Source organism: Arthrobacter sp. 01N442 (assembly GCF_056399345.1).
This window is the reverse complement of the sequence record NZ_JBFTRD010000001.1, coordinates 356,802-382,337: the sequence shown is the minus strand read 5'-3', so window position 1 is coordinate 382,337 and position 25,536 is coordinate 356,802. Positions and strand designations below refer to the sequence as shown.

Here is a 25,536-nt window from a genome sequence, read left to right as displayed (position 1 = left end):
TAGGGGTGCTCATGCTTTGAGGATCAGTGCGTCGCCCTGGCCGCCGCCGCCGCAAAGGGCGACGACGCCGGTGCCTCCACCGCGGCGCTTCAGTGCCAGTGCCTGGTGCAGCACCAGGCGCGCACCGGAAGCTCCCACCGGATGACCGAGGGCGATGGCGCCGCCTTCGGCGTTGACGGCTTCGGCCTCGATGCCCAGGTCGTTGGCCGACTGGATGAGCACGGAGGCGAAGGCTTCGTTGATTTCGACGAGGTCGAGGTCCTCGACAGAGAGTCCCTCGCCCTTGAGGGCGCGTTCAATGGCCCGTGCCGGCTGCGAATGCAGGGAGCCGTCCGGCCCGGCGGTCTGGCCGTGGGCGCCAATTTCGGCAATCCATTCCAGTCCCGCTGCCTCGGCTGCGGCCTTGCTGGCGATCACCAGCGCCGCGGCACCGTCGGAGAGCGGGGAGGAGGACCCGGCCGTGATGGTGGCCGCTTCGTCCTTCGAGAAGGCGGGCCGCAACTGGGCGAGCGATTCCGCGGTGGTCTCCGGCCGGATGCCCTCGTCGTGTTCGAGCGTGAGCGCCGGGCCCTTGCGCTGCGGAACCTCGATCGGGGCGATCTCCTCGGCGAGTACGCCTTCAGCGCGTGCTGCCGCGGCGCGCTGGTGGGAGCGGGCCGCGACCTCGTCCTGCTCGGCGCGCGCGATGCCCCGCTCGGCGTTGCCGGCGTCCGTTGCGGTGCCCATGAGCTGCCCGCTCACCGGATCCTGCAGGCCGTCGTGGTTCAGCGAATCGAGCATCGGCGCATCGCCGATGACGACGCCGGCGCGCAGGCCGGGCACAAGGTGGGGCGCGTTGGTCATTGATTCCTGGCCGGCGGCGACGATGAAGTCGGCTTCGCCCGCACGGATCATCCGGGCGGCGTCGATCACGGCGGTGAGCCCGGAGAGGCAGAGCTTGTTGATCGTTACGGTGGGAACGTCCCAGCCGATGCCGGCGGCCAGGCTGGCCTGCCGCGCCGGACCCTGGCCCGCTCCGGCCTGGATGACCTGCCCGACAATGACGGCGCCGACCTGCTCGGGAGCGACGCCGGTCCGGTCCAGCGCGGCGCGGATGGCGTGCGCGCCGAGCTCGCTGGACGAGAAGGCGGTCAGGCCGCCGCGGAAGCGGCCGAAGGGTGTCCGGGCGCCGCCGAGGATGACGGGGATGTTGGCGTTCTGGTTCATGAGAATCCTTTCGGGGTGGCGGGCGCGGTGCGGATCAGGCGGGGGCTCAGGCGAAGGCGGAGGTTCCGGTGATGCCGCGCCCGATGATGAGGGCCTGCATGGTCTCGGTGCCCTCGTAGGTGTGGATGGCCTCGATGTCGGCGAGGTGCCGGGCGACGCGGTTGGCCAGCAGGATGCCGTTGCCGCCGAGCAGGTCCCTGGCATTGGAGGCGATGCCGCGGGCCGTCCGGGTGCAGGTGTACTTGACCAGCGAGGCCTGCTCGGGAGTGAGCAGCCCTTCTTCGTCGAGGCGGGTCATCTGGACGACCATCAGCTGCATGGTGGCCAGCTCGCTGAGCATCCGGGCCAGTCGTTCCTGCACAATCTGGGAAGCTGCCAGCGGCCGGCCGAACTGCACCCGCTGCTTGGCGTACTGGACGGCGGTTTCGTAGCAGGCGGTGGCATGCCCGACGGCGGACCAGGCGACGCCCAGCCGGGTCGCCAGCAGCACGCGCGCGGTGTCCTTGAAGGTCCGGGCGCCTGGCAGGACGTTCTCTTGCGGGACGAAGACGTTCTCGAGCCGGATGTGCGCCTGCCAGATGGCGCGCAAGGCCAGCTTGCCCTCGATCTTGGTCGCGGAGTAGCCGGGGGAGTCCTGCGGAACCAGGTAGCCGTGCACCTGGCCGTCCTCGCCGCGGGCCCACACCACGCTGACGCCGCCGACGGAGCCGTTGCCGATCCACTTCTTTTCGCCGTTGAGCAGGAAACCGCCGTCCGTGGCGGTGGCCGTGGACTCCAGGGCCACGGAGTCCGATCCGTGGGTCGGTTCCGTCAGGGCAAACGCGGCGTATTCCGTGCCGGCGGCGATCGCCGGCAGCCAGCGGTCCTTCTGCTCCGCGGACCCGCACTCCGCGACGGAGCGCAGGGCGAGGCCGCCCTGCACGGCGATCATGGTGGCCACGGAGCCGTCGCCCCTGCTGATTTCCATGTTCACCAGGCCGGCGGCCATGCTGCTCATCGCGGGGTACCCGTCGACCTCGACGCCGTCCCGCAGCAAATCGAGTTCGCCGAGGCGCCGGAGCAGGTGCAGTGGATACTCGGCGCGCTCCCAGTAACCGTCTATGACGGGAAGGACCTCGTCCTGGACGAAGCTGCGGGCACGATCCCAGTAGCTTCGGTCCTCGTCGCTGAGGCTGGTGAAGACGGCGGCGGGGTCCGTGCCCAGGGCCTCGGTCAGCACGTAATCGGGTTCTACGGTTCCGAGCGGAAAGTTGTCCGCGGTCGCTGTGGCGGTAAGCCCGGAGCCGGGCGACGTCGTCGTCATGTGTAGTCCTCTGTCTGCGGTGCGGGGTCTGATCGCCCGCGGAGTGTGGCTCGCGCCACATCGACTAAGGATGCAATGAAACGGAGTCCCACGTCAAGAAACTCAGTGTCACGACGCTCGATCCCTGGCTTAGGGGAGGGCATCCCGGACGGCCTGGGCAATTGCGTCCTTGTCTGCGCCCGCCGCGAGGACAGTCACGACGACGGCGGTGGACTCGGGCGCGCGGCCCGAGCCCAGCAGCGCCGGACGGAAGATCTCCGAGAGGGCGTGCAGTTCGTTGGCGAGCGCCGTTGAGCGGTCCCGGGCAGCCTTCTCCGCTTCCGGGGCCCCGGCCGCCGTGCGGAGCCACCGCCGGAGGAAGGCGTTGTGCACGGCCACCACGGCCGCGGCGAAGGAGACGGCCTTGTATTCGCGGTGTTCGGCGTCGGGCAGCGTGTCCAGCAGGTGCTGGAGGAACGCCCTCTCGTACCGGTGCGAGGTGACCAGTTCCCGGTCCCGGAGTGCGGGAACCGCCTGCATCAGCTCATAGCGTGCCCGGGACGTTTCCCGGTTCCGAAGGTGGTGGTTGAAGACCAGCAGGGCCGCTTCGCAGATTGCCGCGAGTGGTTCCTGCATTGTTTCCGCTAGGCTGTCGGTGACCTGCCGCAGGATCCGCTCGTGGTCGGCGAAGACGACGTCCTCCTTGGAACCGAACTTCCGAAAGAAGGTGCTGCGGCTCATCCCCGCCGCGTCCGCAAGGTCGTCGACAGACGTTGCGTCGAAACCCTGCCTCGCCAGCAGGCCGATAGCGGCGGCAGCGGGCGCGTCGGCATGATGGCTTGGCGGTTGCGAGGTCATGGCCCGAAATTTAGCACAGCGCGGCCGGCGCCTTCTGCCGGACCGTGCGCTCCAGCCCAGTTACCAGGTCCGACACGCGCAGCCGGCCGGTGTGTCCCCGGCACAGAAGCGGATTCGAGGGAGGTAACTGGGCAGGAGCGCAGCCCTTTCAGCTCACTCCGCCGTGTCCTGGAGCGACGACTGCGTGGTGAAGGGCAGCACCAGCCGGGAGGGGTGGGCCGCGTCGCGGTAGATCTTGTGGGTGACGGGTCGGCCCACCGGCAGGTGGAAGGCGTCCGGCGGCAGCAGTGCGTTGTGCTCGTCGGCCAGCGGCTCGTCATTGGACAGCTCCACCGTCAAGGTGTGGCCCTGCTTGAACGTGTTCGCGAACGGGTAGAGCCGCAGCACATACTCCTCGATCACGCCGGGTTCCACCGGCACGGATCGGGTGTGCGGGTGGATCGGGCTGCCTTCGGTGCTGCGCTCATCGAGTTCGCGGTGCGAGGCCTTGAGGTAGCCGCTCGTGATGAGCTGCCGTTTGCCGTTGGGGGCGTAGTCCCACAGGCGCAGGATGAAATTGGTGTCCGGCTGGTCGATCTCGGCGAAGATGTGAGCGGCACCGGTGCCGATCATTTCCGTGTCCTCCTCGAAGGCCGGGGTGGACCAGCTGATGATTTCCACCTTGTCGGTCACCGTCAGCGGCGCCTGGTAGAAACCGTCCGGGGCCGCATGTTCGGCACCCATGGGCTCTGGTTCGGTCGAGAGCTTGCGGCGCGGCCGCAGGTAGAGGGATTTGTACTCGGTGTCCTTCGGCGGCCACGCCTCCGCGGTCACGAGCTCGCGGGAGCCCTCGACGAAGACGCTGACGGCAGGCTCGTCCATCACGCCGTTGTCGATGCCCTTGATCCAGTAGTCGTACCAGCGGAACATCTTGTCGTGTTCCTCGATGAACGGACGCGACTGCATCGGCGGGTAGGGGCCGATGTCCAGCTTCTTGGGTCCCTTCAGCGCGTTGAATAGCTCGATCGTGCCGTCCATGGTCCAGCCGCGGCCCTGGTCGATCTGCAGCCAGACCGGGATATCGATGTTCGGCGCGAGCGTGATGGGGTTGCGCTCCTCGTACCAGTCGCCGTCGAGGTCGTTCATCACGATGTCGAACCAGGCTTCGTGGTTCTTCGGGTAGTGCAGGACGTGGACCAAGTTCGGCCAGGCGGCGACGTCGGGATCCTCCAGGCGCTTGGCGACGAGTTCCTTGAGGTCCGCGGGTGAGTGCTTCTCGATCATGCGGGACTTGACGCCGTCGGTGAACGCCCAGCCGGAGTCGCCGCCGCGGCCCTCCCGCGCGGCCCGCGGCATGAACCACATGATGCCGCCGTGGTACGTGGTCTCGTAGAAGTCGTAGTGTCCGCCGGAAACGAAGATCGCCTTCAGGTGCGGCGGCCGCTCGGCGGCAGCCAGCACCTGCATGGACCCGAAGTAGGAGATGCCGACCATGCCGACGTTGCCGTCGCACCACGGCTGCTCGGCGACCCACTCGATGAAGTCGTACGCGTCCTGGCCCAGGGACACACCCCCGGCGTTGTAGTTGCCGATGTGCTCGCCGCCCGAGTGCCCGGAGCCGCGCAGGTCGCCGATGACGTGGACGTAGTCTTCCTTGACGATCCGGGCGATGTCGCCGGCCTCGATGCAGCCGTCCCACATCGGGCTGGGGCGCCGCTGCGGCGGCGTGGTCAGCGCGAGCGCCTGCAACTCCTTGCCGTAGGGGCTCAAGGCCACGAGCGCCGGCCGCGGCTTGTCCTCGGGGCCCTGGTAGGTGTCCGCGGCGAGCTCGACGCCGTCGCGCATCGGGACCCGGAGGTCCTTGCGGACGGCGATCTTCTCGCCGCCTGCGTCCAGTATCTGGAAGTCATTCATGTGTGGCTGATCTCCTCATGGTGGGTCGTGGGGTCCAACGCGGTGCTGTAGCCGTGGAGCGTGGTGAAGAACGGGGACGGCTCCAGCGTGGGGTCCCCGGTGTAGCCAAGGTCCTCGGCAGCGCGGGTGAAGGGCGAATAGGGCGAGTCGGAATCCTGCAGCCCGTCGGCCAGGCAGCCGCAGGCCGCCTCATTGACGCGTGCCTCGACGGCCAGGCTCGCCTGGAGCGCCTCCGCAGCCTCTCCGGCGTCGAGCTCCACGCCGTACGGTGTGCCGTCGGCGCGTCGGTACGGGTGGCCCAGGTAGAGGTGCGTGGGACGGATTTCATCGCGCAGGTAACGCAGGCTCGCACGGTAGGCGGCCGGGTCCACAAAGCCGGGGAAGCCGTTGGCGGCGCCGTGGACCTGGACGGCGTCGCCGACGAACACGTCGTTTTGGCCGTCGACGACGTACGCCACCGAACCCGGGGTGTGGCCCGGGATCGAGTGGACCGACACGGTGACGTTTCCGCCGAGGGAGAGGGTCTCGCCGCCGCGCACCAGCACGTCCGGTTCCATCTCGCCTGAGATGACGGCGTTCGTGGCGGCTGTCAGCTTGGCCTCGCCGTCCGGGTCATGCAGGTACTGCCCGCGACCGGCAAGGTATTCGTCCACATGGGCGCGGCGGGAGCGCAGCATGGGGGCGTCGGCCTCGTGGATGACCACCTGGGCTCGCCGTCCGGTGAGCTCCCACAAGGCATGGGCGCCGCCGAGGTGGTCGATGTGGCCGTGGGTCAGCAGGATCCAGCGGACGTCCTCGATTCGGCGGCCGATCGCCGCCAGGGCCGGCACCATGCCCTCGGCGGGCGAGGACGCGATGCCCGTATCCACGATCGCGGGCTCCGGGGCATCGATGAAGAAACTGTAGAGGCCGAACCGCCCCCACGGGGAGAACAAGGGGTGGACGGCGACCGGTTCAGTCATTGCGCCCCACTGCTCTGTGCCCGCGCCAGGCCTGGGTGCCCGTTGGGCCCCGCGCTCCCGCCCAGGAAGGCGGCGGTTTCTTCGATGGCCCCATAGAACTCCGGAATCCAGGAGAAATTGGCGACGAAGCCGTGGTTGGCGCCCGCATAGCGGCTGACCGAGGCTTCCACTCCGGCTTCCCTGAGCCGCCGGCCGTAAAGTTCGCCCTCGTCCCGCAGCGGGTCGTACTCGGCGGTGATGACCAGGGCCGGCGGCAGGCCGGAGAGGTCCCGGCGCTTGATGGGGGAGACGAGGGGGTCCTCCGGATCGGCTCCGCTTTCAAGGTAGAAGGAGTTGAACGGCAGCAGCCCGGCCGTCTCGAGTCCGTACCCTTCGGCGTTCTCCCGCAGCGAGGCGTAGCGTTCGACGTCGAAGTCCAGGTCCAGCGAGGGGTAGTAGAGGACCTGGTGGGTGATCCGCTCGAATCCGTCATCGTGGGCCTTCGCTGCGACCGCGGCGACGAAGTTGCCGCCCGAGCTGTCGCCGGCGATGGCGAGGTTCTTGCCGTCCCACTTCAGGCCGGCGCCTTGTCCGGCCGCCCAGCGCACCACGCCGTAGCAGTCGTCCAGCCCGGCAGGGAAGGCGGCCTCTGGGGCGAGGCGGTAGCCCACCGAGATGACCTTGTAGCCGGTTTCCTTGGCCAGGGAGCGCGCCACATGGTCGTGGGTGTCCAGGCTACCGAGGAAGAACGCGCCGCCGTGGAAATACACCAGGAGGCCGTAGCTGTCGGCCTCGGCGGGGGTATAGATCCGCACCGGCACTTCGCCAAATGGGGTCACAGCCGTGGCGTCCTCGACGGCGTGGAGCGGGAGACGCTCCTCCGGCGGCGCGACCTGCGCGGCCTCCCCGGCGCGCATGGCGCCAGGGTCCAGGGGAGAACCATCGGGTGCAGGCAGGGTGGCCAGGACCTTGGCGATTTCTGGATGGATTGCCATACCGTTATGCCTCCACCTGGACGGGCTGCTGGGACGCGGGCTGCTGGGACGCGGGCTTTTGTCCGGGGAATACGTCGTTGACCTCTTCCTCGGACCATCCCTGGCGCGAGATGCGCTGCAGTTCGTCCGTCACCGGCTTGCGGGTCGACTGGAACAGCGCCAGCGCTTCCTTGACCGAGCCGGCCTCGGCCAGGGCGTCGGCCAGGGCTCCGGCATCTTCGATGGCGGAGTTCGCGCCCTGCCCCTGGTGGTGCAGCATGGAGTGGGCCGCATCGCCCATCAGGACCACCGAGTCCGTGTGCCAGGTGTCAACGGGGTCGATGTCGTAGACCGCCCGGATGTTCACGGCGTGCATGTCCAGGCCCCGGGCGATCCCCACGATCCGCTCGTCGAAACCTTCCACCGTCTTCAGGAGGTCTTCCTTGCTGATCGCGGGGGCCCAGGTCCCGTCCGGGTTCAGGGCGGTGATGTCGAAGGACATCTGGTTGCGGTGGCGCAGCGGCAGCAGGTAGACCTTCGTGCCCTTGCCGATGTACATCCGCAGGTTGTCGTCGACCACCAGGCCGTGGGCGTCGTCGGCGGAGATCACCACCCGGTAGGCGTGCTCGCCGGAGAACACCGGGCCCGCGCTGCTGAAGAGCTGCTCGCGGACCGTGGACTTGATGCCGTCCGCGCCGACCACCAGGTCGGCCTCGACGCTCTCCCCGTTGGCAAAGGTCAGGACGGAGCTGCCGCCCTTGTCCTCAATGGTCTCCAGCCGGTGGCCAAGCTGCACCATGCCCGCGGGAAGTACGCCGAGCAGGGCATCGATGAAGTCGCGGCGATGGATGAGGTAGGTGTGCTTCTCATCGCCGGCTTCGGGCCAGTTGTCTTTCATGATCGGTTCGCCGGTGGCCGTGAGGATTTCGAAGTAGTCGCTCGGTGAACTGACCTTGGCGACCGCATCGAAGATCCCCCACTGGCGGAACCGGGCCATCGTGGCGGGACGGAGGCCGATGCCGGCGCCGACCTCGCCCATCTGGGGAGCCTGCTCGTAGACGGTGACGTCTGCGCCAAGCAGGCTCAGGGCCTTGGCCGCTGCGGCGCCGCCGTAGCCGGCGCCGACGACGGCGATCTTGAGGTTCTTGATGTCTTCAGCCTTCATTGGATGGTTCTCTTTCTTGACTCTTTCTTGGCCCGGGCCAAGTCAGGGGAGGGGGTGGGCTGTGCGTGTCAGGGAGGGTCAGGCGCTAAGCGACAGGAAGTCTGCGGGGTTGTCCTCGAGCAGGAGTTTGAGGGTGGCGTCATCGATGCCGGCCGCCCGCATGTCGGGGATCATGTCCTCGAAGATGTAGTTGATGGTGTGGCCTTTCACGCCCGGCCAGCCGAGGGGGCTGCAGTTGGCGTCGGCCGAGACCAGGAGCTTGTCCGCGTAGCCCTTGTTGACGAGCTTGACGAAGTGCTCCATGCGTTCCGCGCGCTTGCGTCCCCAGAAGGGCGGGTCCGGCAGTTCCAGGTCGTAGCCGAAGGTATCGAAGCCGATCCGGCCGCCCTGTTCGTAGATCCAGTCGTGCGGGGTGATCGGAGCGTTCAGGCCGTCGTCGGCATGGCCGAAGAGCACCCGGTCAAGCGGGAGGCCCTCCTCGTTGAAGATGGTCACGGCCGGTTCCGGATCGATGGCCAGGTGGGTCAGGATGGGTGCGCCGGTGACGACGGCGGCGCGGGCCGCGGCGCGGTAGATGCGCTTGTCCAGCTCCGTCATGCGGCCGCCGCGGCTGACACCAACCTTGATGACGCCCGCCTTGGCGCCCGTGGATCCGATGCCGACGGTGATCTCGTGGATGAACACCTTGGTGAGGTAGTCCACGGACGCACGCGAGAAGTGGGGCAGCGCGGTGTCCCCGCCGACGAAGCCGGTGCAGGCGACAATGTGGACGCCCGTCTTCCGGGACAGGGACTTGTAGTAGTCGACGTCGCGGCCGTTGCAGATGCCCGTCGCATCCACGAAGGTGCCGCCGCCGTAGTCGCGGAACTTCCGCAGCTTGGGCACAGTTTCCTCATAGGCCTGCTCCGGCGACTTCCACCACTTGGTGTCCAGCTCGGACCCCGGCATGCCGTAGCCGATGTGTTCGTGGACCGCCACGATTTCCAGTTCTTCGGCCGGGATGGTTCCCAGCACGGTGTTGACCTTGGTCATTCGTTCACCTCAGGGGTCGAAAGGGTTAGGGGACGTACGGGCGTGGGCTTAGCGCACGGCCAGCAGCCTGCGCGGGTTGTCCACGAGGATGCGTCGGCTGTCCTCCTCGCCCAGGCCCCAGGACTTGAGGAAGGGCATGAACGTGGTCAGGACGTGGCTGTAGGGCAGGTTGTACTCCGGCAGGCCCTTGGCCACGCCGATCGAGTTGCCCGAGAGGATGATCTTGTCGGCATGGCCGGCCGTGACGAGCTCGAGCACCAGCTCGGCGCGCTCGTGGTCGGTGAGGTAGCCAGGGTTGTCGTTCAGGCCCACATGGTCGATGCCGACGAAGGCTCCCCGGCCGGCCACTTCGGCGGCGGCGCCGGCGACGTCCTTACGGTCCAGGTCTCCGACGAGCACCCGGTCGGCTCCGACCTGCTCATCCAGGACGATGTCCAGATCGTGCAGGGCGTCGGCGCCAAAACGGATGGACACCGGGACGCCGGTATTCCGGGCGGCGCGGGCGGATCCCCGGAACAAGCTTTCCTCGGTGGCGGTCATGCCCGCGCGGTCGGCGATGGTGGCGACGATGCCGGCAGGGGCGCGCCGCTCGACCCGGGGAATCACCATCCCCTCGGTGACCTCCTTGCCGAAGAGATCGCCAAACTTTTCGGCCGGCCACGGCGTGGGCGGGTTGGTCTGCGGCGTCAGGAAGTAGCCGCCGAGTTCTTCCTCCGGGCCGAGGCCCGTGGAGGCGACGATGTGGACGCCGGTGGAACGTGAGAGCGCCTCGTAGAGCTTGAGGTCGCGGCCATGGAACATGCCTGTGCTGTCAACGATCGTCCGCCCGCCGTGGTCGCGGAAGTCCTGCAGCTTCGCGGCCAGGGTTTCGAAAATCTCTGCCCGGTCCATCGTGATGTCGGGGGCGTACTGGGCGCCGGGGAGGACCGAGAGCAGTGCCTCGTGGACCGCGACCACACCCAGTTCGGAATCGGGCACGGGACCCAGGACCGTGTTGACGGTGCGCCCGGCGGGGGCCTTGGTCGCTGCGGCGGTGCCGGCGGGGGTGGGGTGACTCACGAGGGTTCTCCCTTGGGTTGCGGGGTTGAATTCAGGGCCGCGAAGCCTGGCGCGCCAGCGCTCCGTTGCGGTGTTGCCAGCATCACACAACGCTTTACATCGTGTCAAGAAAATTGTCGGCGCGTACGGAACGCGGCTTCATTGGACGTTTGTGAAGGCAACATTGCGTATGCGCTCTTGACAGTCTGTAAAGCTTGACTCCACACTGTGGTGAGCGCCACACCTTCTTCCGAAACAAAGGAGTTTCATCGATGAGTCTGACCACACCGGTGCCGGGCCGCGGCTCGGTCCGGGCCACCTTCGTCGCCGCCTATAGCGCCGTCACACTGGCCCAAATCACCAACGCACTGCCTGGCGCCCTCAACGGCACCTTTGCGGTGGAGTTCCACACCTCGGGCGCCGGCCTGACTTGGATTGCCGGCATGTTCATGATGGGCATCGTGGTGTTTGAGCTCAGCTGGGGTCTCCTCGGTGACCTGTTCGGCCGCAAGAAGCTGCTCTACGCCGGCGCTGCAATCAGCGTCGCCGGCTCGGTCCTGGCGGCGCTGGCCTCCAGCACCGAGATGATGATCGCGGCGCAGGCAGTCGGCGGCATCGGGGCCGGCATCCTCTTCCCCATTTCGCTGTCCATGATCGCGGCGATCACCCCCGACCACCGCGCCCGGGCCAAAGTCATCGCCACCTGGGCCGGGTTCTTGTCGCTGGGCGCGGTCATCTCGCCGATGCTGGCAGGCGTGACGGCGGCGGCCTTCACCGTCCCGGGTGCCGCTGCCGGCGCGCCCAACGTCTTCAGCGGGTGGCGGGTGGCCTACTACGTCGCTGCCGCGATCGCCGTCGCGGTTCTCATCGTGGCGGTCCGGGCCAAGGATTCTGCAGCGGCCGAGGGACGCAAGCTGGACCTGCCCGGCCAGGTGACTCTCGCGCTCGGCCTGATCGCGGTGCTCTTCGCCACCGTGCAAGCGGTCGACGCCGGCTTCGGCAGCGCCGAGGTGATCGCCAGCTACGTGGCCGGCGGCGTTCTCCTGGTCGCCTTTGTGGTCATCGAAATGCGCACTAAGCAGCCGCTGATCCACCTCTCGCTGTTCAAAAACAGCGCCTACTCGATCACCGGCGTGGTTGCCGTCACCGGCATGTTCGCCTTCCTTGCGGTCTGCTACAGCACCAGCGTCGCCGTGGGCGGACTCGCCCTCGCCGAAGCCTGGAAGGTCGGTGTGCTCTTCGTCTTCATCCAGGGCCCTGCGTTTGCCTTCATCCCGGCGGTCGGCTGGCTCATCCACCACGTGGCTCCGCGCTGGGTACTCACCGCTGGCTTCGCCTTCATGTCCGTCTCCGCCTTCTGGCTCTCGACCTTCGCCCTGGGCACGCCGGAGGTGTTTGGCGGAACCCCCTGGACGGCGTTCATTGCGCCGCTCCTGCTACTGGGCATCGGGTTCGCGCTCACGGTCGGCTCCATCACCGCCGTCGCCATCAACACCGTCCAGCCGCAGCACATCGGCATGGCATCCGCGACGACCAACCTCCTGCGCGACCTCGGCTTCGCCCTGGGCCCCGTCATCGGCTCGGCCATTGCGTTCGGAATCGGCGCCAGCGTCTTCGCCGGCCCCCTGGCCGGGATCCTCGGCGGCGCGGGCCTGCCCGCCGACGCCGTCGCCGGGCTGTCGAACGTCCCGCCCCTGGGCTACCTCTCCGGCTGGGACGGCGTGATCGCGCAGTTCTCCAGCCAGGCTGCGGCCGGCGGCGCACCCGCCCAGGCCGTCGATGGCATGGTCCAGGCCCTCGGTGCCGCGAAGCAGCAAATTCAGGGCGTGGCTGGGTCATCCCTCGGCCACGGCTTCCAGGCCGTCTACCTTGCCGCCGGCATCGCGGCGACACTCTCCGCCATCCTCACCCTGTTCATCTCCGCCCGGGCCTCGGCACCCACGCCCGACGCCGTCGCGGAAACCACCGAAGCCAACGCCGAGGCCAGCGCCGAGGCTGCGGTCTGAGACTGACCGCCCGGGCTGGATCCAACAACCAACACATCATTTGGAGAACACCATGACTGCACCCCTCGAATCCGACATCGACATCTGGGATGACGACATCCTTATCGACCCGTACCCCACGTACGCCTCGCTCCGCGAGCAGGCAGCTGTGGTCCACCTGCCCAAGAACGAGCTCTACGTCCTGACGCGCTACGACGTCATCCGCGACGCACTGGGGGATCCGGAAACGTTCTCGTCCACCAGCATCGGCTTCAACCCGATGGTGAATGAGGCGCTCCAAGGCACCTCGCTCGCCTCCGACCCGCCCGTCCACACGCAACTGCGCGCCACGCTGTCGCAGAACCTCACCCCCCGAGCGCTTCGGGGCCTGAAGGTCGTCATCGACGAAAAGGCTGACAAGCTTGTGGCCGAACTGGCCGTCAGCGGCAGCTTCGAGGCCATCGATTCCCTGGCCCGGGCTTTCCCGATCGAGATCGTGGCCGACCTGATCGGCTTCAGCGGCCACGTCAGGGACAACATGCTGCGCTGGGGCCAGGCCGCGATGCAGGTCCTCGGCCCGCTGAACCAGCGCACCCAGGAGAACTTCCCGATCGCCGGCGAGCTCTACGGCTGGTGCTCGTCGGTCACGGCTGAGGACCTCACGCCCGGCTCGATCGGCCGCGGCATCTTCGACGCGGAGGTGCGCGGGGACATTCCCCAGGGCTCCGCGGGGCACATCATCCACCAGTACCTCGGTGCCGGTGTCGACACCACCATCGCTTCGATCGGCAACATCATCGCGCTCTTCGGCCACCACCCCGAGCAGTTCGAGCTGGTCAGGAAGAACCCGGAACTCGTCCCCGCAGCCTTCGCCGAGGTGCTGCGCTACTGGGCGCCGGTCCACATCTGGGGCCGCAAGGCCACGCGCGACGTCGAGATCGACGGGGTCACGATTCCTGCAGGTGCCCAGGTGGGCATCCTGTTTGGTTCTGGCAACAGGGATCCGCGGCATTACGAAAACCCGGACACCTTTGACATTCTGCGCAACCCGGTGGACCACCTCTCCTTCGGCTACGGACCCCACGGCTGCGCCGGACAGGGGCTGGCGAAGCTCGAGGCGCACGCCATCATCGAGGCGCTTGCACGCAGGGTGAAGACGCTGACGATCTCGGATGAGGTCCGGGAACCGAGCAACATCACCCGCAGCCACGAGTCGCTCCAAGTCGAAAAGGTGGTGGCCGCGTGAGGATCGAACTGGACCGGCCGCGCTGCGAGGGACACGGCCTGTGCGAGGAAGCCGCGCCGAAGCTGATGCATCTCGACGACGACGGCGAACTGGTGATCGATGTCGCGGAGGTGGACGGGCCCGAGCTCGACGCCGCCAAGGCTGCTGTCAGGGTCTGCCCGGTGGCCGCTCTGCGATTGGCCGCAGCCTGATGATGCGCAGGATCGTCGTGGTCGGCAACGGCATCGCCGGGCTCACTGCCTGTGACTCGCTGCGTTCGGCCGGTTTCGACGGCGAACTCACGGTGGTGGGTGCCGAGCGCCATCATCCCTATAGCCGCCCGGCCCTGACCAAGGCGCTGCTGCACGGCGACAGCGGGAACGGTGCCGGCGGCAGCGGTGATGGAGGCCTCCGGGCGCATGAGCTCCCAGAACCTGGCCACGAAGCAACCGAGCTGCTCGGCGTGAGCGCGACGGGCCTGGACGCCGAGGCCCGGCGGGTGTTGCTGGACGGAGGCGATGAGCTGCCGTACGACGGCTTGGTCATCGCCTCCGGTTCCCGGGCACGGCGGCTCACGGCAGCACCCGGCGGGGACGAGGCGCCTCTGGAACTGACGCTGCGCACCATCGAGGACGCCGTCCACCTGAGGGAACGCGTCGCAGCGCGGCCCTCGGTCATCGTGATCGGCGGCGGACCCCTCGGGATGGAGGTGGCATCCGGTTGCCTGCATATGGGCTGTGAGGTCACCCTCGTTTCAGACGGCTTGCCGCTTGTCCGTCAACTCGGCGGCTATCTGGCGGACCTCTTCACCACCGCCGCCGTCCGCCGCGGACTGCGGGTGGTTGAGGGCGGCAAGGCCCGGCTGGTCGATCACGGCGACCGGGCGAGGGTTGTCCTGGCCGACGGCACCTCGCTCGAGGCTGACCTGGTGGTCACCGCCGTCGGCGATGAGCCCAGCATCGGCTGGCTGGCCGGCTCAAAGCTGCTCGCCGAGGGTGCGCTGCGCGTGGACTCCCGCGGCCGGGTGCGGCCGGAGATCGTGGCGGCCGGCGATGTGGCGTTCTTCCCGACCCTCCGCGGCGTGCAGCGGGTGCCTTTGTGGACGAGTGCCATCGACCAGGCCAAGGTCGCCGCCGTCGGACTGCTGCACGGCGACGCCGCACCCGAGTTCAACTTCCAGCCCTATTTCTGGACCGAAGGCTTCGGCCTGTCGCTCAAAGCGGTCGGCTTCACACCGGTCTCGGGTGCCCCCGGCTACTGCGAGCGGGGTGGTGAAGACGGCTCGGAGTTGCTGCGCTGGTCCAATCCGGACGGTTCCGGGACCGCAGCCGCGGTCAATTTCCGGATCCCGATCCCCAAACTGCGCTGGCTGGCCGACTCCGAGCCAGCAGGCGCCGCCCCGGCCGCGCCGCGCCCGGCGGCGACTGCCCGGGTTTGACCCCGTGCCGCAACGTTAGGATTGATCCATGTCGTCGCTGCGAGAAGCCCAGAAGAAGCTCACCCGCGACATGATCGTGGAGCGGGCGCTGGAGCTCTTTACCGAGAAAGGCTATGCCGCGACCACGATCGATGAGATCGCCGCGGCGGCGGGTACCACCAGGGTTACCTTCTACGCCTACTACCCCTCACGCGCTGACTTGATGCGGGACTTCATGGCGCGGGTCAACGCGGTGCTGGACCGCGCCGATGGGCCGGAGAGCGGTTCCACCGCGCCGGACCTGGTGGACGTGGTGCGCGCCGGGGAGTTGCCGGGCATCCTGGCCTGGCTGGAGTCGCGGGCGGCGCTGTGGCCGGTTTTCCGGCCCTACCTCGATGTCCTCGACGAGGCGGCCGCGGTCGACCGTGAGGTGCGCGCCATGGTGGAGGGGTGGCACGAGGAGGTCATATCCGACCTGGTCCGCGGGATGGAACTTGCCGGGCGCTTCACCGAGGAGACCCGCCACATCCGCGGGACCCTCGCCTTCACCTCCCTGGACTACGTGGCCACGCTCTGGACCCGGCGCAAGTTCGAACCCAACCGCGAACACGCCCTGGAAGTGCTCGCCGACAGCTGGTACCACCTGCTCTGCGAAGAAGGCTGAAGGGGCCCTCGCAAAGCGGGGCCGTGCGCTCCAGCCCAGTTACCAGGTCCGACACGCGCAGCCGGCCGGCGTGTCCCCGGCACAGGAGCGGATTCGAGGGATGTAACTGGGCAGGAGCGCCCGTCGGCTCAGACGGTGCTCAGATCCACTTCGGCGCGGCCGGGGCCAGGCCGTTCGAGGCTCCGGGCTCGGCAGCGGTGACGCCGCCGTGGCCGCGTCCGGCGGCCCATTCGACGACGGCGGCCAGCGGCCCGGACACCACAGTGGGGGACTCCGCCTGGGTGTCCCCGAAGCTCAGGTCGCGGTCGGTGACCTTGACCACGAGGCCCGCATCGGTGCCGCGGGTTTTCCAGGCTCCCGTGATGTCGCGCAGCAGCCGCTCCAGGACCGGTACGGGGATATCCCGGAAGGCGGCGCCGTTGTCCAGGTCCACGGCGTGCATCCAGACCTCCCGGCTGCGCATCCAGACCGTTTCGGCGGCAGGCACCTCCCGGCCCTGGACTGTCCGGACCCTGTGGTGCCAGGCGTCCTCGGGCAGGTCACGCCATTCAACGTTCAGGTGCACGGCGGAGTGGTCGAACAGGTGCCGGAGCGCAATCGGCGGAAGCGTGGCGCCAAAGTCGATCTCGCGGTCCCGGACCTCGGTGGAGGGGTACATCGGGGTCTCCACCCCGGTGGCCGCCCACTCGATGAGGCGCGCAATCGCGCGGGCGTTGTAGCCGATGTGGGCCGTGATGTGGCGGCGGGTCCAGCCGGGCAGCAGCGAGTCGCCGTCGAGCTGTGCGTCGGTGAGTTCGTTGAGCTTGCGGGCGAAGAACGCCGTGCCCCGTCGCGCCTGCAGGAGGGCCTGCAGGAGCTCCGGGTCCGTCGTCTGGTCCTGGCGGGCAACCATCAGGCTTCCTTGACCACGCGGTTTTTCAGCTGGCCCAGGCCCTCGATGGTGGTGACCAGGAGCTGGCCCTCCTGCAGATAGCGTTTCGGATCCTGGGCGTGGCCCACGCCGCCGGGCGTGCCGGTGGCGATCACGTCGCCGGGGTTCAGCGTGATGATCGTGGAGATGTAGGAGACCAGGAATTCCGGCGTGAAGACCAGGTCGCCGGTAGGGGTCTGCTGCTGGATCTCGCCGTCGACCTCGGAAGTCATCAGCGGTCCTGCGGAGAACTCATCCTTGGTGACCAGGGCCGGGCCGAACGGGGTGGACTTTTCCCAGGTCTTGCCCTGCAGCCACTGGATGGTGCGGAACTGGTAGTCGCGCATGGACACGTCGTTGAGAACGGCGTAGCCGGCAATGTGGTCCTTCGCGTCGGCTTCGCTGATCCGGCGGCCAGCCTTGCCGATCACGACGGCGAGCTCGGCCTCCCAATCGACCGCGTCGGACTCCTGCGGCAGGGCCAGGTCATCGTTCGGGCCGATCAGGGATTCGGCGTACTTGGCGAACAGGGTGGGGAACTCGGGGACTTCCCGGCCCATTTCCTTGATGTGGTTGCGGTAGTTGTGGCCCACGCAGATGATTTTGCCGGGGGAGGGGACCACGGCGTCGAGGTCGGCGCCCTCGAGCGAATGGGTGGCGCCGCTGGCCGCCCGGGCCGTGGCTTCCCAGTCGGCGTCCTTCAGCAGCTCGCCGACGTTGGCAAAGCCGTCAATCTCGGTCAGGGTGTCGCCGTCCTGGCGCACAGCCACGGTGACGGTGTTGTCGCCAGCGGCGAGGCGGAGGGTGAGGAGTTTCATGCGTTCTTGCGTCCTTCGGTGTAGGTGCGGTTGAAGTTCAACCGTTCAAAAATGGGGGCGTCGCTGAAGCGGAAGAGATCGAATTCGTTGTCGGCTTGGAGCGACCAGGCGGCCCAGGAGGGCACGACGAAGAGGTCGCCCTTTTCCAGCGTCCGGGTTTCGCCGTTGAGCACCACTGAGCCGGTGCCTTCGAAGACCTGCCAGACGCTCGAGCCCACCTCGCGGAGCTCTTGCGTGGATGCGCCGGCGCGGAGCCGGTGGAATTCGGCCCGGATGGTGGGCATCACATCCCCGCCCGTGGTGGGGTTGGTGAAGCGGACCGCCGCGTGGCCCTGGGAGACGGTGGCGGGATGGCCCTCGTCCTCGAGGAGCAGCTGTTCCCGGAGCGCCCGGTCGGTGTGCTCCCAGCGGTAGGCCGCGATGGGGGAGCTGGTGGTGTCGTCCAGGCCGGAGAGAGGACGCAAACCCGGGTGCGCCCAGAGCCGCTCGGAGCGGGAGATGTCCGGGGTCGCCTCGTCGGTGACGCGTTCGGTGCCGAACTCGAAGAACCCGGCGTCGGCGTAGTGCACGAACGGGATGTCCAGTCCGTCGATCCAGGCCATCGGCTCGTCGGTGTCGTTGTGGTGGCCGTGGAAGTTCCAGCCCGGGGTGAGCAGGAAGTCGCCGCGGGACATGCGCACCGGGTCGCCGTTCACGACGGTCCAGACGCCTTCGCCCTCGACGACGAAGCGGAAGGCGTTCTGCGAGTGGCGGTGCTCCGGGGCGGTTTCGCGGGCGCCGAGGTACTGGATGGCCGCCCACAATGTGGGGGTGGCGTACGGGGTGTTGCCGAGGCCGGGGTTGGCGAGTGCAATGGCGCGGCGTTCGCCGCCGCGGCCCACCGGGACGAGGTCGCCGGCGCGGGCAGCCAGCGGGTACAGATCGCTCCACCGCCAGACGTGGGGGACCGCCTTGGGGCTCGGCACCATCGGCATCAGGTCCGCAATCTCGGTCCAGAGCGGGATCAGGTTTTCCCGGTCGAAGTCGCGGTACAGCTCCTGCAGCTGGGCGGCCTCTTCGGGCGTGGGCTCCGGGGCAGTGTGCCCCGCAGCCACTGATTCATGGGTCGTGTTCTCGGCGCTGATGGACACGTGGGCCTCCTCGGTAGGTCAGAACAGTTCTTGGCGTAGTTCGACCATACGGAGACCGCAGTGTGACTCCCAACATATTCTGCCAGTCAGAACTAGTGGGGTATCCGTCCCGGCAGCCCGGCAGCCGAGCCGCCCGCCTAGTCCGGCTCGGCCGGATTGGCGGCGATATCGATCTCCAGTTGCCGGCAGGTCTCCCGCATGGCGGAAACGAGACCGGCGTCGAACACCCGCCGGAAGCGGGTCGCGGGAGTCGCCACGCTGAGCGCCCCCACGACGTGCCCGTGCCGGTTGTGCAGGGCCATGCCGAGGGCGCTGACACCCTCCTCGGTGCCCTCGAAGTTGGCGGCGAAGCCGTTGCTCCGGATGGATTCGAGTTCGCGCAGGAAGGCCGGATACTCTGCGTCCGCGATCGTGTCCCCGCCAATCTCGGCGTTACTGCTGCGGAACAGCTGCTCGATCATGGCAGGTTCCAGTTCCGCGAGCATGGCCTTGCCGCCGGACGTCCTGTTGGCCGGCATCACCGTCCCCTGCCGGTCACCCACGCGCAGGACGTTATTCCCCTCCACGGTCGCCAGGAAGCGGACTTTGGTTCCCACCCGCACCATAAGGTTCACGGTTTCGTTGAGCCGGGCGGAGAGCAGTTCCATGTGCGGCTGCGCGAGCGTGCGCAGCAGCCTGGTCCAGGCCAGCCCCGCCGGCCCGACGCCCATCGCGGGCCCGGGCACGTAGCGGCGGGTTTCTTCCTGCACGGCGAACCCCCGGTACACCAGCATGGCCAGCAGGCGGTGGGCGGTCGACGGCGCGACGCCGAGTTCCGCTGCGGCGTCCTTCAGACGCAGCGCGCCGCCGTCGCGCAGGAGCTGCAGGAGCTGCAGCGCGTTGTCCACCGCCTCGATCGAATACGTCGGGCGTTTCTGGACGGGCTTCCGGGCGGACGGCGACGCTGGCGTGTTCTGCACATCAGAATTGTATTGTGGTTCATCTGCGGCGGCTAGGACAGTAGTGGCATGAATCACACACCATCTGTTGCAGCGCCGCAACGGTCCGCGCCGGAGTCTCCGGGCCCCTCGCCCGCCGACGGGCCCACCTCCCGTTTCTCCAAAGCCTCGGCGGCCGCCGTCCTCGTCTGCTGGCTCCTTGTCGTCTTCGACGGCTACGACCTGATCGTCTACGGCACCGTCCAGTCCTCCCTCATCTCCGAGACCGGGTGGGGCCTGAGCAAGGCCACCGCCGGGACCATCGGTTCGATGGCCTTCGTCGGCATGATGATCGGAGCTATCTTCGCCGGCCGGATGGCCGACTCCTGGGGACGCCGCCGCACCATCCTGGGCTGCGCCGTCGTCTTCTCAATCTTCACCATGCTCTGCGCCTTCGCTCCCAACGCCCCCGTCTTCGGCGCCCTCCGGCTCCTGGCCGGCATCGGTCTTGGCGGGCTGGTGCCCTCGGCCAACGCCCTCGTGGCCGAACTCGTCCCCACCAAGTGGCGGTCTACCATTGCCACGCTGATGATGTCCGGCGTCCCGATCGGCGGATCCATCGCCGCCCTTGTCGGCATCCAGCTGATCCCGGCCTTCGGCTGGGAATCCATGTTCCTGGTGGCCTCGGTGGCGCTGCTGGTTGTGGTGCCGCTGGGACTGAAATACCTGCCCGAGACCCTGGCCCCGGCAGCCGCCGCAGGGAACGCGGCCGGCAAGGGCCGCACGCTCCGGGAACCGGCCGGCTTCTCCTCCCTGCTCCGCGCGCCGTACCTGGGCATCAGCATGCTGTTCGCCCTGGCCACGATCGCCACCCTCTTCGCCTGGTACGGGCTGGGCACCTGGCTGCCGAACCTCATGCAGCTCGCCGGCTACAACCTCGGCTCCGCCCTGACCTTCGCCCTGGCCCTCAACCTCGGAGCGGTGGCGGGTTCGGTCCTGACGGCCTGGGCCGGGACCCGTTTCGGTCCGATCCCGACGGCGATCGCCGCCGCCGCCGTCGCCGCCGGTGCCCTCGTGGTCCTCGTGACCGGGCCGCCAGTCGCCGTCGTCTACTTCATGCTCGTCCTCGCCGGCGTCGGAACCCACGGCACGCAGTGCCTGATCATTGCCGCCGTCGCAAGCCATTACCCCGGACACCTGCGCGGCACCGCGCTGGGCTGGGCGCTGGGCACGGGCCGCATCGGCGCCGTCGCCGCACCCCAAATCGGCGGCCTGCTGCTGGCCGCCGGGCTGGGCGTCAATTCCAATTTCCTCGCCTTCGCCGGCGCAGCCGCCATTGCCGCGGTCCTGCTGGTCGTCGTCGGCCTCAAACTCACCGCTAAAATCTCGATCCCGCAAGGAGCAAGCAATGTCTGAGCACGTCCTCTCCACCAGTTTCCCGTCCGCCGAGGGCCCGTCCACCGACGTCCCGGTCATCGGAGGGGGACTGGCCGGACTGGCCGGAGCCCTCGCACTGCGCGAAAACGGCGCCAACGTCACCCTTGTGGAGCGGGCTCCCGAATTCGGCGAGGTCGGCGCCGGGCTGCAGATGGCCCCCAACGCCTCCCGCGTCCTGAAGCGCTGGGGGCTGCTGGAAAAGGCGCTCGAAATCGGCGTCCAGCCCAAGCACCTCGTGTTCCGCGACGCCGTCACCGGCGAGGAGCTCACCCGCCAGAGCCTCGGCGGGGAATTCGCGGAACGCTACGGCGCGCCCTACGTCGTGATCCACCGCAGCGACCTGCACCGGGTGCTGCTCGAAGGCTGCGAAGCCGCCGGCGTCACGCTCGTCAACGACGTCATGGTCGAGAGCGTGGAAACCGTCAATGGCCGCGGTGTGGCCCACACCGTCGCGGGCGTGGACTACGAGGCCGACGTCGTGATCGGCGCGGACGGACTCCGGTCCACCCTGCGCCCGCTCGTGACCAACGACGAGCCCGTCTCCTCGGCCTACGTCGCCTACCGCGGCACCGTCCCGATCACCGAAGACACCCCCAGGGCCGACCTGGAGGACGTCATCGTCTACCTCGGCCCGGACTGCCACCTGGTGCAGTACCCGCTGCGCAAGGGCGAGCTGCTGAACACCGTGGCCGTCTTCAAATCCCCGTCCTTCGAACGCGGCGAGGAGCAATACGGCGGCGTCGACGAGCTCGAAGCCGCGTACAAGGACTGCGTTCCGGCCGTCCAGGAGGCGCTGAAGAACCTGGCCACCGGCATCCGCTGGCCGATGTACGACCGTGACCCGATCGAGAACTGGGTCGCCGGCCGGATGGTCCTGATGGGCGACGCCGCGCACCCCATGCTCCAGTACCTCGCCCAGGGCGCCTGCCAGGCGCTCGAGGACGCCGCCGCGCTGCAGGACGCCACCGTCGGCACGGTCTTCACGGAGGCCGGCATCAACCCGGACGCCTGGGACGGTGCGATCAAGGAGTTCAACAGCGTCCGCGCCGGCCGCACAGCCCGGGTGCAGCGCACCGCGCGCGTCTGGGGCGAATCGTGGCACGTGTCCGGACTGGCCCGGACGCTGCGCAACCTGCTCTTCAAGAGCCGGAAGGACAACGACTTCCGGTACAACGACTGGCTGTACGGCCAGGACGGCGACGGCGTGCCCGCCGTCCGTGAAGCCCGGACCGGCGTGCAGGAGCCGGTCCCGGCCTGAGCCGCCCGCCGATGCCCGGCCACGCCGGCCCGTTGCTCTCTCACCTCTGGTCGTTCTGAAGGCACCGGAACGTGCCGAAGTGATAGCGCAACGGGCTGGCCCGTGCCAGCATGGGCCTCGGCGCACCGTGCGCCCGGAAGAACCTTGCGCCGGAAGGAACTGAGATGGAAGCCAAGGACCTGCTGCTCGATGCCTTTGGCCGGATCCACGAAACGGTGGCGGCCACGCTGGACGGGGTGGATGCCCACACGCTGTCCCGGCGCCCGGGCGGGAACGGGAACTCGATGGCGTGGCTGATCTGGCATCTGGGCCGGGTCGAGGACGCGCAGCTTGCCTCCGCGGCCGGCCTCGCCCAGGTGTGGACCGCGCAGGGCTTTGCCGCCCGCTTCGGCTTGCCGCTGCCCGAGCGGGACACCGGCTACGGCCACACTTCCGCGCAGGTCGACGCCGTCACGGCCGCGCCCGAGCTGTTGGCCGCGTACTACGACGCCGTCCACAAGCAGACGGTCGGCTTCATCCGGGGCCTCGACGGCGGCGACCTCGACCGCGTCGTGGACACCCGCTGGGACCCGCCGGTCACCCTCGGCGTGCGGCTGGTCAGTACCCTTGCCGACTGCCTGCAGCACGTTGGACAGGCCGCGTACGCCAGGGGACTGGACGCCTGACCGGCGCCGGAGGCGGGCAGGCGGGTCCGGGGGAACCCGGGCCGGCCTGCGGGCTACCGCGACCGGTTGAGCACCATCGCGGAGCCTCCGCCGCGCCGGACCGGCTCGGCCGCCGCGGTCATCCGCCCGCCCGGGCCGAACTCGATCGCCGTTGCCGCGCCGATTTCCGCCGCCGAGGTGAAGGCGTCCCCGGAGGGCGTGAAGGCGTGGCCGTACCCGGCGAGCGGGCCGCCGTATGCGGTGATGAAGTCCGGTTCGGCGGTCACCTTCGCGGTGTTCCGCTGTGACGCCCGCGGGGCCGCGATCGCCTCGGAGATCGTCATGCCCAGGTCAACCCGGTTCAGGATGGTCTGCAGGACGGTGGTGATGATCGTGGATCCGCCGGGCGAGCCAAGGGCAAAGAAGGGCGATCCGTCCTTGAGGATGATGGTCGGCGCCATCGAGGAGCGCGGGCGCTTGCCCGGCTCGATCCGGTTCGGGTCCTTGGCGTCGTACACCGTGGAGAAGTCCGTCAGTTCGTTGTTCAGCAGGAAACCCCGGCCCGGCACCACCATGCCGGACCCGCCGGTCTGCTCGATCGTGAGGGTGTACTCGGCCACGTTGCCCCACTTGTCCGCGACCGTGAGGTTGGTCGTCGAGATGTTCTCGGTGTCCAACTCGTCCGCGGGGGCGGCACTGGTGGCCGGGCACGCGCCGTCGTATGCGGTGACATCGCCGGGCGCGACCGGCTTGGGGGCGGCCCGCAGCGGATCGATCCGGCAGGCGCGTTCCTTGCCGAAGACCGGGTCGGTCAGGGCGGCTGTCGGCACCTGCTGTCCGGCCGGGTCGCCGACGTACTTGCCGCGGTCGGCGAACGCCAGGGCGCTGGCCTCCAGGTAGTGGTGCAGGGCGCCGGGCCGGGACATCCCGGAGAGATTGGACGGGTCCAGGATATTCAGTGCCTCGCCAACCGTGGTGCCCCCGCTGCTGGAGGGCGCCATGCCGTAAACATCCAGCCCCCGGTAGTTCACGTGGGTCGGATCCTGGTCCAGCGCGCGATAGGCGGCGAGATCCGCCGTGGTCATGGACCCGGCAGGCACGGGCAGTTTGGTGCCGGCAGCCTTCTTCGGCGCCTGCACGGTGGCGGCAATGTCGGAGGCGAGCGGCCCGCGGTAGAAGCCGCGCGTGCCCTGCTTCGCGAGGAGCCGGTAGGTGGCGGCGAGGTCGTGGTTCTGGAAGATGCTGCCGACGGCGGGGGCATCGCCGCCGGGGAGGAAGAGGGCGCTGGTCGCGGGGAACGCCGCAAAGCGGGCCTTGTTGTCGAGGGTCTGCTGGCGGAAGGTGCCGTCCACCACGAAACCCCGGGTGGCCACCTTGATGGCCGGCTTGAGGGCCTCGCCAAGGCCGAGGCTGCCCCAGCGCTCGAGTGCCCTTTCCCAGGTCGCGGGGGTGCCCGGGACTCCCACGGCGACGCCGCTGGTGACGAGCTCGGGGGTGAACCGGTAGGGCTGGCCCGTTGCCGGGTCGATGAACGCATCGTGCCGCATGCCTGCCGGGGCGGTTTCACGTCCGTCCACCGTGCCGACGCGGCCGGGCTTTGCGTCGTAGTAGACGAAGTAGCCGCCTCCGCCGATCCCCGCGCTGTACGGCTCGGTCACGCCCAGGGTAGCGGCGGCGGCGACCGCGGCGTCAGCGGCATTGCCGCCTTTCCGCAGCACCTCCAGTGCGGCGGCGGAGGCCTCGGGGTCCACGGTGCTCACGGCGCCGCCGTAGCCGGATGCCGTCGCGGTCTTCTCGGTCTCCCGCGGATCCGCGGAGGCAGGGGAGGCGACGGCGGCGCCCGCCACGCCCAGGGCCAGGGCCGCGGTGGCGGCGGACAGTCGGCGTCCTACAAGATGCATGGGTGCTCCCCGGTTCACGTGATTGACAGGTTCTGTCACACTACCTGCGCCCGCTGTGACGTGGCAATGCGAAAGTTGTCACGAGGAATGCCCCGATCAGCCCGCCCCGCCGAGGTGGGCGATAAGCGCGTCCAGGATGGGCAGCTGGCCGCGCACCAGCTTGGTGCGCGCCACGGTCGCGCTGAACCACGCGGCGTCGTCGATCTCCGGGTAGCTGCGGACGATGCCGGATCCCTTCGGCCACTCCAGCGGGAACGTGTTGCTCGAGATTGCTTCCGGCTGAAAGTCCGATTCGGCGGCGAAGACCGTAATGACCTTGCCTGAGGACTGCCGGAAGCTGCCCAGCGGGAAATAGTCGGCCGGCGGGGGCGGCGTCCCGATTTCCTCGGCGAACTCGCGCTTGGCGGCGGCCAGGGCATCCTCGTCCTCGGTGTACTCGCCCTTCGGGATGGACCAGGCCGCGGCGTCCTTCCGCGCCCAGAACGGCCCGCCCATGTGCGCGATCCACACTTCCAGCCCCGACTGTGGGCCTCTTCGGAACAGCAGCAGGCCGGCGCTCCTTACGGGCATGCACCCTCCGACCACTGGCGCCGTCGTGGCATCGCTGGAATGGTCCGGGCGGCGACCCCGGACGGTCCGTGCGGCGGGATTACCAGTTCTGCGGGTCGTTCATGTTGCAGCCCTGGCTGCTGCACTGCCTCGCGCTGACCTGCCAGTCGGGCTGCCGCGCCGCCGCGGACCGGACGTCCTTCCAGATGGGCACCACCCGTGAACCGCAGGCCGGGCACGGCGGTTCCATATGCGCGCGTCGTTGCGCCTTGTTCATGATTCCCCCAAAAAC

Annotated in this window: 24 protein-coding genes; 8 read left to right on the top strand and 16 right to left on the bottom strand. The window is 68.7% G+C overall.

Annotation, left to right across the window (positions count from 1 at the left end; genetic code table 11):
* Positions 1-9: 9 nt before the first annotated feature.
* From AC1DNC_RS01715 to AC1DNC_RS01675, 9 genes are all read right to left on the bottom strand, one after another.
* On the bottom strand, positions 10-1,206 hold the full coding sequence (locus AC1DNC_RS01715; RefSeq protein WP_476860836.1) for an acetyl-CoA C-acetyltransferase: 1,197 nt from the start codon (positions 1,204-1,206) through the stop codon (positions 10-12).
* A 46-nt stretch (positions 1,207-1,252) separates the two neighbouring features.
* On the bottom strand, positions 1,253-2,509 hold the full coding sequence (locus AC1DNC_RS01710) for an acyl-CoA dehydrogenase family protein (protein WP_476860835.1): 1,257 nt from the start codon (positions 2,507-2,509) through the stop codon (positions 1,253-1,255).
* A 129-nt stretch (positions 2,510-2,638) separates the two neighbouring features.
* Entirely contained in the window at positions 2,639-3,346 is a 708-nt protein-coding gene (locus AC1DNC_RS01705) for a TetR family transcriptional regulator (protein ID WP_476860834.1), read from the bottom strand.
* Between the two features lie 153 nt (positions 3,347-3,499).
* On the bottom strand, positions 3,500-5,239 hold the full coding sequence (locus AC1DNC_RS01700) for a CocE/NonD family hydrolase (RefSeq protein WP_476860833.1): 1,740 nt from the start codon (positions 5,237-5,239) through the stop codon (positions 3,500-3,502).
* Positions 5,236-6,201: an MBL fold metallo-hydrolase gene (locus AC1DNC_RS01695; RefSeq protein ID WP_476860832.1), complete on the bottom strand. Its 966-nt coding sequence runs from the start codon at positions 6,199-6,201 to the stop codon at positions 5,236-5,238. Before AC1DNC_RS01695 ends, AC1DNC_RS01700 begins: the two co-directional genes overlap by 4 nt.
* Positions 6,198-7,175, bottom strand: coding sequence for an alpha/beta hydrolase (locus AC1DNC_RS01690; protein ID WP_476860831.1), 978 nt, complete (start codon positions 7,173-7,175; stop codon positions 6,198-6,200). Before AC1DNC_RS01690 ends, AC1DNC_RS01695 begins: the two co-directional genes overlap by 4 nt.
* Before the next feature lie 4 nt (positions 7,176-7,179).
* Entirely contained in the window at positions 7,180-8,319 is a 1,140-nt protein-coding gene (locus AC1DNC_RS01685; RefSeq protein ID WP_476860830.1) for an FAD-dependent oxidoreductase, read from the bottom strand.
* 78 nt (positions 8,320-8,397) lie between these two features.
* Entirely contained in the window at positions 8,398-9,351 is a 954-nt protein-coding gene (locus tag AC1DNC_RS01680) for a phosphotriesterase family protein (RefSeq protein WP_476860829.1), read from the bottom strand.
* Between the two features lie 48 nt (positions 9,352-9,399).
* Positions 9,400-10,410 (bottom strand): phosphotriesterase family protein, encoded by a 1,011-nt coding sequence (locus tag AC1DNC_RS01675; RefSeq protein WP_476860828.1) that lies wholly within the window; start codon positions 10,408-10,410, stop codon positions 9,400-9,402.
* Between the two features lie 251 nt (positions 10,411-10,661).
* Here AC1DNC_RS01675 and AC1DNC_RS01670 point away from each other — a divergent pair, with 251 nt between their 5' ends.
* From AC1DNC_RS01670 to AC1DNC_RS01650, 5 genes are read left to right on the top strand one after another with little or no spacing between them, the layout of a single operon-like run.
* Positions 10,662-12,395 (top strand): MFS transporter, encoded by a 1,734-nt coding sequence (locus tag AC1DNC_RS01670; protein WP_476860827.1) that lies wholly within the window; start codon positions 10,662-10,664, stop codon positions 12,393-12,395.
* A 52-nt stretch (positions 12,396-12,447) separates the two neighbouring features.
* Entirely contained in the window at positions 12,448-13,620 is a 1,173-nt protein-coding gene (locus AC1DNC_RS01665) for a cytochrome P450 (protein ID WP_476860826.1), read from the top strand.
* The gene (locus AC1DNC_RS01660; RefSeq protein ID WP_476860825.1) at positions 13,617-13,811 is read left to right on the top strand and encodes a ferredoxin; all 195 of its coding nucleotides are present in this window, start codon (positions 13,617-13,619) and stop codon (positions 13,809-13,811) included. Before AC1DNC_RS01665 ends, AC1DNC_RS01660 begins: the two co-directional genes overlap by 4 nt.
* Complete coding sequence (locus AC1DNC_RS01655) at positions 13,811-15,037, top strand: NAD(P)/FAD-dependent oxidoreductase (protein WP_476860824.1); 1,227 nt, start codon at positions 13,811-13,813, stop codon at positions 15,035-15,037. Before AC1DNC_RS01660 ends, AC1DNC_RS01655 begins: the two co-directional genes overlap by 1 nt.
* Positions 15,038-15,065: 28 nt before the next feature.
* Positions 15,066-15,680: a TetR/AcrR family transcriptional regulator gene (locus AC1DNC_RS01650; RefSeq protein WP_476860823.1), complete on the top strand. Its 615-nt coding sequence runs from the start codon at positions 15,066-15,068 to the stop codon at positions 15,678-15,680.
* A gap of 139 nt (positions 15,681-15,819) precedes the next feature.
* Here AC1DNC_RS01650 and AC1DNC_RS01645 read toward each other — a convergent pair whose 3' ends face one another.
* The 4 genes from AC1DNC_RS01645 to AC1DNC_RS01630 all read right to left on the bottom strand — a co-directional run bounded on the left by AC1DNC_RS01645 (position 15,820) and on the right by AC1DNC_RS01630 (position 19,497).
* On the bottom strand, positions 15,820-16,572 hold the full coding sequence (locus AC1DNC_RS01645; RefSeq protein WP_476860822.1) for a maleylpyruvate isomerase family mycothiol-dependent enzyme: 753 nt from the start codon (positions 16,570-16,572) through the stop codon (positions 15,820-15,822).
* Positions 16,572-17,408: a fumarylacetoacetate hydrolase family protein gene (locus AC1DNC_RS01640; RefSeq protein ID WP_476860821.1), complete on the bottom strand. Its 837-nt coding sequence runs from the start codon at positions 17,406-17,408 to the stop codon at positions 16,572-16,574. The genes AC1DNC_RS01645 and AC1DNC_RS01640 overlap by 1 nt, the downstream gene beginning before the upstream one ends.
* Positions 17,405-18,538, bottom strand: coding sequence for a cupin domain-containing protein (locus tag AC1DNC_RS01635; RefSeq protein ID WP_476860820.1), 1,134 nt, complete (start codon positions 18,536-18,538; stop codon positions 17,405-17,407). Before AC1DNC_RS01635 ends, AC1DNC_RS01640 begins: the two co-directional genes overlap by 4 nt.
* Before the next feature lie 137 nt (positions 18,539-18,675).
* Positions 18,676-19,497 (bottom strand): IclR family transcriptional regulator, encoded by an 822-nt coding sequence (locus AC1DNC_RS01630; RefSeq protein ID WP_476860819.1) that lies wholly within the window; start codon positions 19,495-19,497, stop codon positions 18,676-18,678.
* 48 nt (positions 19,498-19,545) lie between these two features.
* Here AC1DNC_RS01630 and AC1DNC_RS01625 point away from each other — a divergent pair, with 48 nt between their 5' ends.
* The 3 genes from AC1DNC_RS01625 to AC1DNC_RS01615 all read left to right on the top strand — a co-directional run bounded on the left by AC1DNC_RS01625 (position 19,546) and on the right by AC1DNC_RS01615 (position 22,815).
* Positions 19,546-20,871 (top strand): MFS transporter, encoded by a 1,326-nt coding sequence (locus AC1DNC_RS01625; RefSeq protein WP_476860818.1) that lies wholly within the window; start codon positions 19,546-19,548, stop codon positions 20,869-20,871.
* Positions 20,864-22,150, top strand: coding sequence for an FAD-dependent oxidoreductase (locus AC1DNC_RS01620; protein WP_476860817.1), 1,287 nt, complete (start codon positions 20,864-20,866; stop codon positions 22,148-22,150). The genes AC1DNC_RS01625 and AC1DNC_RS01620 overlap by 8 nt, the downstream gene beginning before the upstream one ends.
* A gap of 164 nt (positions 22,151-22,314) precedes the next feature.
* The gene (locus tag AC1DNC_RS01615) at positions 22,315-22,815 is read left to right on the top strand and encodes a mycothiol transferase (protein WP_476860816.1); all 501 of its coding nucleotides are present in this window, start codon (positions 22,315-22,317) and stop codon (positions 22,813-22,815) included.
* A gap of 53 nt (positions 22,816-22,868) precedes the next feature.
* On the opposite strand, the gene ggt is transcribed toward AC1DNC_RS01615, so the two are convergent.
* The 3 genes from ggt to AC1DNC_RS01600 all read right to left on the bottom strand — a co-directional run bounded on the left by ggt (position 22,869) and on the right by AC1DNC_RS01600 (position 25,494).
* Positions 22,869-24,695, bottom strand: a complete 1,827-nt coding sequence (ggt, locus tag AC1DNC_RS01610) for a gamma-glutamyltransferase (RefSeq protein ID WP_476860815.1) — start codon at positions 24,693-24,695, stop codon at positions 22,869-22,871.
* A gap of 96 nt (positions 24,696-24,791) precedes the next feature.
* Entirely contained in the window at positions 24,792-25,265 is a 474-nt protein-coding gene (locus AC1DNC_RS01605; RefSeq protein WP_476860814.1) for an NUDIX hydrolase, read from the bottom strand.
* A gap of 79 nt (positions 25,266-25,344) precedes the next feature.
* Entirely contained in the window at positions 25,345-25,494 is a 150-nt protein-coding gene (locus AC1DNC_RS01600; protein WP_476860962.1) for a DUF7340 domain-containing protein, read from the bottom strand.
* Positions 25,495-25,536 lie beyond the last annotated feature (42 nt).